We start from the raw sequence: 8,089 nt of genomic DNA on the forward strand, positions 1-8,089 counted from the left end.
CCTCTTCAGTGTCGCCGGGGACGACCTCCAGSACCYGCACCGCSGGCGCGTGTCGCGCGAACRCCTCGAGCASGTGCGTCCGGTCGACGCCGATCACGASGGCSGCSCGMGCGGTCGCKCCSGCGCCSGCSACSAGMTCCGASAGGTCSACGCCCTTCAGATCCCCGCCCACGACCCAGATCGCCCCGGGGAACGCCCGCAGCGACGACTGGGCGGCGTGCGGGTTCGTAGCCTTGGAATCATCCACCCAGGTGATCCCCGCGGAACGCGCGACGACCTCGATGCGATGCGCATCGAGGCGGAATCCGTCCAGCGCCGTTCTGATCGCGGTGGGCTCGACCCCGAGCGACCGGCTGAGCGCCGCCGCGGCGAGGATGTTCTGCACGATGTGCGGGGCGTTCAATCCGTGCGCGGCGAGATCCGCCACGGTCGTGAGCTCGAGGGCGCTGTGATGGCGGTCGTCGAGGAACGCGCGATCGGCGAGGATGCCCTCGACAACGCCCAGGTCGCTGGGCCCCGGGATCCCCAGCCCGAATCCGATCGCGCGGGCGCCGTCGATGACGTCGGCGTCCTCGACCATGCGCTGCGTGGCCGCGTCGGCCTTGTTGTACACGCAGGCGACGCGCGTATTGCGGTACACGACCGCCTTGGCATCGCGGTACGCCTCGGCGCTGCCGTGCCACACGAGGTGGTCGTCCGCGAGGTTGAGGCACGTGGCCGCCCACGGCACCGGCTGCCCTGCGGGGTCGGAGCGCCCGAGGTACCAGAGCTGGTGGCTGGACAGTTCGACCACGAGCACGTCGAAGCCGCCGGGGTCGCGCACCGCGTCGAGGACGGGCACGCCGATGTTGCCGCACGGGGCGGCGCGCAGACCGCCGGCGACGAGCATCGTCGCAGTGAGCTGGGTCGTGGTGGTCTTGCCGTTGGTCCCTGTGATCAGCACCCACTCCGCGGGTGTGCCGTCGTCGCGGAGGACCTTGTCCCGCACGCGCCAGGCGAGCTCGATGTCGCCCCACAGAGCGATCGGCTGCGTGCGGATCCACGCGATCACGGGATGTGCGGGCGCGAAGCCCGGCGAGGCGATGACGACCTCCGGCGCGAACTCGACGAGCTGTTCCGGAACGGATCCGAGATCGCCGATCCACAGYTGGGCGCCGATCAGCGGCACCAGGCGCTCGTACTCCTCGGTGGCGCTCTCGGAAAGCACCAGGACCTCCGCGCCGAGCTCGGTCAGGGTGTCGGCGACCGAGAACCCGGTCACGGACAGGCCGAGCACGGCGACCCGCAGGCCCCGCCAGTCGGCGTGCCAGCTGGTCAGGACATCGAGATCACGGGTCATGAGCTGGTCAGCCGCAGCCACTCGACGTAGAACAGGCCGAACGCCGACACGGAGAGCAGACCGGCGATGATCCACATCCGCACCACGATCGTGGCCTCGGGCCAGCCGCGCATCTCGAGGTGATGGTGGAACGGGCTCTGCAAGAACAGGCGCTTGCCGCGGGTGAGCTTGAAGTAGGCCAGCTGCACGATCACCGAACCGGAGGCGATGATGAAGACGCCCGCCAGGAGCAGGAGAAGCAGCTCGGTGCGGGTGAGGATCGCGAGCGCCGCGATCACGCCGCCGATGGACATGGATCCGACATCGCCCATGAAGACCTTCGCCTTGGGCGCGTTCCACCACAGGAAACCGATCAGCGCGCCGACGAACGATGCCGAGATCACGGCGAGGTCGAACGGATGTGCGACGTCGTAGCAGCCTGCCAGTGACGACGGCGACAGCGACTCAGCGGCACAGGACTGCTTGAACTGCCAGAACGAGATCAGGCTGTAGGCGCCGATCACGAACACGGCGCAGCCGGCCGCCAGGCCGTCCAGGCCGTCGGTGAGGTTGACGCTGTTGGAGGTCGCGATGCCGATCAGCGAGATCCAGAGCAAGTACAGCAACCAGCCGACGATGGGGCCCAGCGCGAACAACCACAGCACGGGGATGTCGCGGAAGAGCGAGACGAAACCGCTCGCGGGGGTGTTGCCGGAGGGGCTGCGCACCGTGAGCGCGACGATGCCGAACGGCACCATGACCAGCACCTGCCCGACGATCTTGCGCCAGCCCGAGAGTCCGAGGCTGTTGCGCCGGCGCAGCTTCATGTAGTCGTCGATGAASCCGACYGCGCCGAAGCCCAGCATGAGCCAGATCACSAGCAGCCCGGASRCCGTSGGRTAGCTCCCGCCGGTGAAGGTSCCGACSMSGTAKCCGACGACGGTGCCGAGGATGAAGATGACGCCGCCCATGGTCGGCGTGCCCCGCTTGGCCTGGTGGCTGGGGTTGCTGATCGACTCCGGCGTGCGGATGACCTGTCCCCAGCCCCACTTCCGGAACAGCCGGAGGAASACCGGSGTCAGCAGGAGCGTGAACGCGAGGGAGATCGCGGCGGAGGTAAGCAGGGATCTCACGAGAACGATTCTCCCAGACGATCGCCGAGGAACCGGAGTCCGGCGGAGTTGGACGACTTCACGAGCACGCGATCGCCGGGGCGCAGCTCACCCCGGAGGTACTCGAAGGCGGCGTCGGCGTCGGCGAGATGTACGGCCTCACCGTCCCACGAGCCCTCGCCCACGGCCGCGAGGTAGAGCCGGCGCGCCTCCGCGCCGACCACGACGATGCGCTGGATGTTCAGGCGCACGGCGAGCAGCCCGATCCGGTCGTGCTCGTCGCCGGCCGTCTCGCCGAGCTCGCTCATCGCGCCCAGCACGGCGACGGTGCGCTCGTCCGGACCGGTGATCTGCGCGAGGGTGCGCAGCGCGGCCGCCATGGAGTCGGGGCTCGCGTTGTACGCGTCGTTGATGATGCGCACGTCGGCGCCGCCCATGGGCTGCATGCGCCACCGCTCGGCGAGCTGCACGGTCTCCAGGCGCGCGATGGCGTCGGCAGGCGCGACGCCGAGTGCGCCGGTCGCAGCGATCGCCGCGATCGCGTTGTTCACGTGGTGCGCGCCGAGCACCTGCAGACGCAGCGGCAGCGCCTGCCCGTCCACGTGCACGATGCAGGACGTCCCGGATGCGGTGACGTCGATCTCGGCCGCGCGCACGTCTGCCGCGGGGGTCTGGCCGAAGCCGACGATCCGCAGGCCGCGCTCCTCGGCGAGCGGCGCCATGCCCGCTACGCGCGGGTCGTCGAGGTTCAGCACGGCGGTGCCACCGTGGGCCGCAGCCTCGACCAGTTCGGCCTTGGCCCGTGCCGTCTCCTCGATGCCGCCGAAACCGCCCGCGTGCGCGAGTCCGACCATGAGCTCGATCACGACGTCGGGAGTCACGAGCCCGGCCAGGCGCGCGATCTCGCCCGGCGCGCTGGCGCCGAACTCGCACACCAGGAAGCGGGTTGTGGGGGTGATCCGCAGCATGGTGAGCGGCGCGCCGACTTCGTTGTTGTAGGAGGCGATCGGCGCGATCGTCTCGCCCTCGTCCTGCAGGATCCGTGCGAGGAAGTTCTTCGTGGTGGTCTTGCCGTTGGATCCGGTGACGCCGACGATGCGCAGGTCGCCTGCCGCCCGCACCTTGGCGACGACCGCACGGGCCAGCTCCGCGATGGCGTCGACGACATCGGGCACGACGATCTGCGAGATCGCCTCGTCGACGGCGTGCTCGACGAGCGCCAGCACGGCGCCGTTCTCGATCGCGGCGCCCACGAACCGGTGGCCGTCGGTCTGCTCACCGGGCTTGGCGACGAAGATGCCGCCGGGCGACATCTGACGAGARTCGGTGTCGACGACGCCGGAGACGATCGATGCGGGATCGTGACCTGCGGCGGGGCGCAGGTCGCCGCCGACGATCTCGGCGATCTCCGCGAGAGACAGAGCGATCATGGGGATGGGATCCTCCGAGGGCGACGCCATCGCTCCGAAGCGACGACGGCCATCATTAGTACTTGGGCAGCAGCGGTTCCATGGGTGTGGTGGAGGGCTGCACGCGATAGGTCTTCAGCACCTGCGTCATCGCCTTCTGGAAGGCGGGCGCGGTGGCCGCAGACGAGGTTACCCTAGTGGGCTCGTCAAGGGTGACCACGACGACGTACTCCGGGTGGTCGGCAGGGGCATATCCCACCATGCTGGTGAAGTAGATCCCCTCCTTGTAAGCGCCGGTCTCCGGATCGGGCTTCTGGGCGGTTCCGGTCTTGGCGGCGATGCGGTAGCCGGGGACCTTGATCAGGTCCGAGACGCTGCCCTGCTCGGCCACGTTCTCGATCATGCGGCTGAGCTCGGCGTCCTTGGCCGCATCGAAGACGCGCTGCGGCTTCGGGGCGGGCGCTTCGGTGACCTTGCCCGACGCGTCGGTGCAGGATTCCACCAGGGACAGCGGGACCTTCACCCCGCCGTTCGCGATGGCCTGGTATGCGCTCGCGACCTGCGGAGCGGTGACGGTGTAGTACTGGCCGAACGTGGTCGTGTAGTGCGACTGGTAGTCCCAGTCCTTGACCGGGTGGATGACTCCGGAAGTCTCGCCGGGGAAGTCGATCGCGGTCTTGCTGCCCACTCCGAACTTGACCAGCTCGTCGTAGCGCTGCTGGTCGGTGACCATGTCGCCGAACTTCGACAGCGCCACGTTCGAGGAGTCGATGAGGGCACCCGCGAGCGTGTAGTCGTAGGCCGGGTGCTCGAACGCGTCGTTGATCACCGCGCCGTTCGGGAACTCCTCGTGGCTGGAGGCGCCCGTGATCCTGGTCGAGGCGTTCGCGTTCGCGTACTCCATGACAGAAGCCGCCGTGATGGCCTTGAATGTGGATCCGGGCTCGAAGCTCGTCGAGAAGATCCGCGATCCGCGGTCTTCGGGGTTCGCGGCGCCGGGGTCGTTGGGGTCGACGGTCGGGAACTCGGCGGCGGCGCGGATCTTGCCCGTGCCGACCTCGACGACCGTCACGGTGCCGGCCTTCGCTGCCTGCGCCTTGACCTCCTCAGAGATCATCTGCTGCAGATACCACTGCAGCTCGGTGTTGATCGTGAGCTGCACGGTCCCGCCGTCGACCGCCGGCGTCTCGCTCTGGCTACCGGGGATGACGACGCCGTCCTTGCCCTGCAGGTAGGTCTCCTGGCCCTTCGTCGCGCTCAGGCACTGGTTCTGGGCCTCCTCGAGACCCTCCTTGTCGCCATTGCCTGCGATGAAGCCGATCAGGTTGCCCGCGACGGCGCCGTTCGGATACACCCGCACGGACCGCGGCATCGGCCAGAGATAGGCCAGGTCGAGGGCACGAAGCTTGAGGAACTGGTCCGTGCTGAGTCCTCGCTTCAGCATCACGTACTGCGATTCCGGGTTCGCCTTCAGTGCATCCGCTACTTCTTTGCGGATCGCGTCACCGCTCTCGCCGATGATGGCAGCGATCTTGTCGGAAGCCTTGGCCCAGGGCAGCTTGGGCTTGGTCTTCGCTTCCTGAAGCTGCGTCATCGTGTAGGGATCCATTTGAAGGTCGTAGACGAGCTGACTCTCAGCGAGCACGGTGCCGTTGGAGTCGACGATCTTCCCCCGGGCCCCGTCGATCTCTCGCGTACTGCCGAGGCTCCATTTCACCGACTGCTTGACCGTGGCGGAGGCGCTGACCACCTGGATGTCGACGAGGCGCACCAGGAAGCCGCACATGACCGCGAGGATCACAGCGAGGGCGAGGACGGTCCGCCGGCGCGGGGTCCGGCTGGCTCGGGGTGTCATCGGATCTCCGTCCGGGGCTCGCGGTCTGTCATCGTCTGGGCTGAGAGCCGGCGGCTCGGTCAGCGGATGGTCGGGCTCGGCAGGCCTTCGGCCGTCGGCGGAGCCTCCGCCTGCACGGGAGCGGTCTCCTGTGCCTTCGGTTCTACGCCTGCAGCCCCGGGCTTGGTCGCGGTGGCGGGCGGCGTGTCGTGGACCAGGGCGTTCGGCACCGCGTTCGAGCCGGTGGGGTTGACCGTGGAGGCCCACGGCGCAGCCCCGGCGGCGCCGATGACTCCGCCGTCGCTCAGCCGCAGATAGCTTGCGCTGCCGCCGACCACGAGCCCGAGCTTGCTCGCCTCCGCGGCGAGGGACTGCGGCGAGCTGATCCCGTCGAGGTCCTGCGCGGCGGCCTGCGCCTGCCAGGTGAGCTGCTTGTTCTGCTGGGTCAGCTTCGCGACCGCGAACGAATCCTGCGTGGTCGCGATGGTCAGGGCGATCTGCGCGCCGGCGATGAGGGCCGCTCCGACGAGGGCGACGATGGCGTACGCCAGACGTGGACGGCGGCGTCGGGAGGGGCGTTCGATCGCTTGGAGGTGCCGCGAGCGCTGCGGCTCGTCGAACTCGGGCTGCAGCAGGGCGTTCTCGGCCAGGCTCATCGCGCGGCCCTCCTCTGATCGTCTCTCACACGTTCTGCAGCGCGCAGGCGCACCGGGATGGCACGGGGGTTGGCGGCGCGCTCCTCCTCGTCGGCGAGTTCCGCACCCTTGGTCAGGGCCCTGAATCGCGGTGCGTGCTCCGGCAGCTCCACCGGCAGTCCGGCGGGAGCCGTCGAGGCGGAGGCGGCGGCGAACGCCTGCTTGACCAGCCGGTCCTCCAGGGACTGATACGACATCACGACGATGCGCCCGCCCAGGACGAGGGCGTCCATGGCGGCGGGTATCGCGTCCGCGAGCACGTTCAGTTCGCGGTTCACCTCGATGCGCAGCGCCTGGAACACGCGCTTCGCCGGGTGCCCTGCGCGCGCCACCGCAGCAGGGGTCGCGTCCTGCAGCACCTCGACCAGGCGTCCCGAGCGCTCCAGCGGCGCAGTCTGGCGTGCCTGCACGATCGCCCGGGCGTAGCGTCCGGCGAGCTTCTCCTCGCCGTAGCGCTCGAAGATCCGGCGCAGCTGGCCCTCGCTGTAGGTGGCGAGCACCTCGGCGGCGGTGACGCCGCTCGACTGATCCATCCGCATGTCCAGCGGCGCGTCCTTGGCATAGGCGAAGCCGCGCTCGGCCTCATCCAGCTGCAGCGAGGAGACACCGAGGTCGAACAGGATCCCCGACGCACCCTGGGCGTGAGTGCCGATCGCGTCGTAGACGGTGTGCACGAGAGTCACGCGATCACCGAAGCGGGCCAGCCGCTCCCCTGCGATGCGCAGCGCGTCGGTGTCGCGGTCGAGGCCGACCAGCCGGATGTTGGGCAGGCGCTCGAGGAACGCCTCGGAGTGCCCGCCCATGCCGAGCGTGGCGTCGACGAGGACCGCCCCGTCGTGCTGCAGCGCAGGAGCAAGCAGCTCGACGCAGCGCTCGAGCATCACCGGGGTGTGTATGCGACGGATGTCCATGGTTCCTTCGGCCTTCCGGTCCCTGACCCTGATCCCCATCCGCTCGACCCGGCACCGGGGAAGGTGCGCCGGGGCGGGAGCGGCTGGGAGTCACAGTCAGGGGTCGGCTCAGAACAGGCCGGGGATCACCTCCTCCTCGAGTTCGGCGAAGGCGTCYTCGTGYCCYTCGGCGTACGCGTTCCACGCGGCCGCGTCCCAGATCTCGGCGTGCGCGCCGACGCCGGTGACCACCAGCTCCTTGCCGAGGCCTGCGTAGGTGCGCAGGTGGGCGGGGATGGTGATGCGGTTCTGGCTGTCCGGCATCTCGGCGCTCGCTCCCGAGAGGAACATGCGCAGGAAGGCGCGTGCCTCCTTGTTCGCGAGCGGCGCCTGACGGATGCGCTCGTGCACGCTCTCGAACTCGGCGGTGCTGAACACGTACAGGCAGCGGTCCTGTCCGCGGGTGACGACGATGCCGCCGGCCAGATCCTCGCGGAATTTGGCGGGGAGGATGACGCGGCCCTTGTCGTCGAGCTTGGGGGAATGCGTGCCGAGCAACATGCGCCTATCCCCCTTTCGCCGCCGTTTCCTCCACTTTACTCCACTTCCCTCCATTTCGATACTTATTCCTGTCTCGGAAAGCAAGGGGCAGAGCACGAAGAAGGCCCCCGATCCGCGAGATCATGCGGAACGAGGGCCTGTGGAGTGAAGTGGAGGGGATGGTGGAGGAAAGAGGAGGACTCCGGGCGAATGGACAGCCGGGGGGACGACAGTGGGTCCGGACGCCGAGGCTTCCGGACCCTCACAAGGTCATGGTGACGAGGTCAGCGC

General features: G+C 69.0%; 7 protein-coding genes. All 7 read right to left on the reverse strand.

The genetic code is table 11. From position 1 onward, the window contains the following. Positions 1-1,339 (reverse strand): UDP-N-acetylmuramoyl-L-alanine--D-glutamate ligase (gene murD / locus AC1DMN_RS18060; RefSeq protein ID WP_477384732.1); only part of this gene is annotated, 1,339 nt, incomplete at its 3' end. Beyond that, entirely contained in the window at positions 1,336-2,451 is a 1,116-nt protein-coding gene (gene mraY / locus AC1DMN_RS18065) for a phospho-N-acetylmuramoyl-pentapeptide-transferase (protein WP_477384734.1), read from the reverse strand. The genes murD and mraY, both read right to left, overlap by 4 nt. Continuing rightward, positions 2,448-3,860, reverse strand: a complete 1,413-nt coding sequence (locus AC1DMN_RS18070; protein ID WP_441978098.1) for a UDP-N-acetylmuramoyl-tripeptide--D-alanyl-D-alanine ligase — start codon at positions 3,858-3,860, stop codon at positions 2,448-2,450. Before AC1DMN_RS18070 ends, mraY begins: the two co-directional genes overlap by 4 nt. Positions 3,861-3,915: 55 nt before the next feature. Next, the gene (locus AC1DMN_RS18075) at positions 3,916-5,694 is read right to left on the reverse strand and encodes a peptidoglycan D,D-transpeptidase FtsI family protein (protein ID WP_441978097.1); all 1,779 of its coding nucleotides are present in this window, start codon (positions 5,692-5,694) and stop codon (positions 3,916-3,918) included. 59 nt (positions 5,695-5,753) lie between these two features. Then, positions 5,754-6,329 carry a cell division protein FtsL gene (gene ftsL / locus AC1DMN_RS18080; protein WP_477229274.1) on the reverse strand — a complete coding sequence of 192 codons (576 nt, stop codon included), beginning with the start codon at positions 6,327-6,329 and terminating at the stop codon, positions 5,754-5,756. Continuing rightward, positions 6,326-7,279, reverse strand: coding sequence for a 16S rRNA (cytosine(1402)-N(4))-methyltransferase RsmH (rsmH, locus tag AC1DMN_RS18085; protein WP_477229275.1), 954 nt, complete (start codon positions 7,277-7,279; stop codon positions 6,326-6,328). Before rsmH ends, ftsL begins: the two co-directional genes overlap by 4 nt. A gap of 108 nt (positions 7,280-7,387) precedes the next feature. After that, entirely contained in the window at positions 7,388-7,819 is a 432-nt protein-coding gene (gene mraZ, locus AC1DMN_RS18090) for a division/cell wall cluster transcriptional repressor MraZ (protein WP_440731431.1), read from the reverse strand. Positions 7,820-8,089: the final 270 nt, after the last annotated feature.

It is taken from the genome of Microbacterium sp. 01T413_2, assembly GCF_056398985.1.

Excerpts from the sequence above, each read along its gene's own strand:
- AC1DMN_RS18075 (WP_441978097.1), bottom strand. The coding sequence starts at position 5,694 with ATGACACCCCGAGCCAGCCGGACCCCGCGCCGGCGGACCGTCCTCGCC.
- ftsL (WP_477229274.1), bottom strand. The coding sequence starts at position 6,329 with ATGAGCCTGGCCGAGAACGCCCTGCTGCAGCCCGAGTTCGACGAGCCG.
- rsmH (WP_477229275.1), bottom strand. The coding sequence starts at position 7,279 with ATGGACATCCGTCGCATACACACCCCGGTGATGCTCGAGCGCTGCGTC.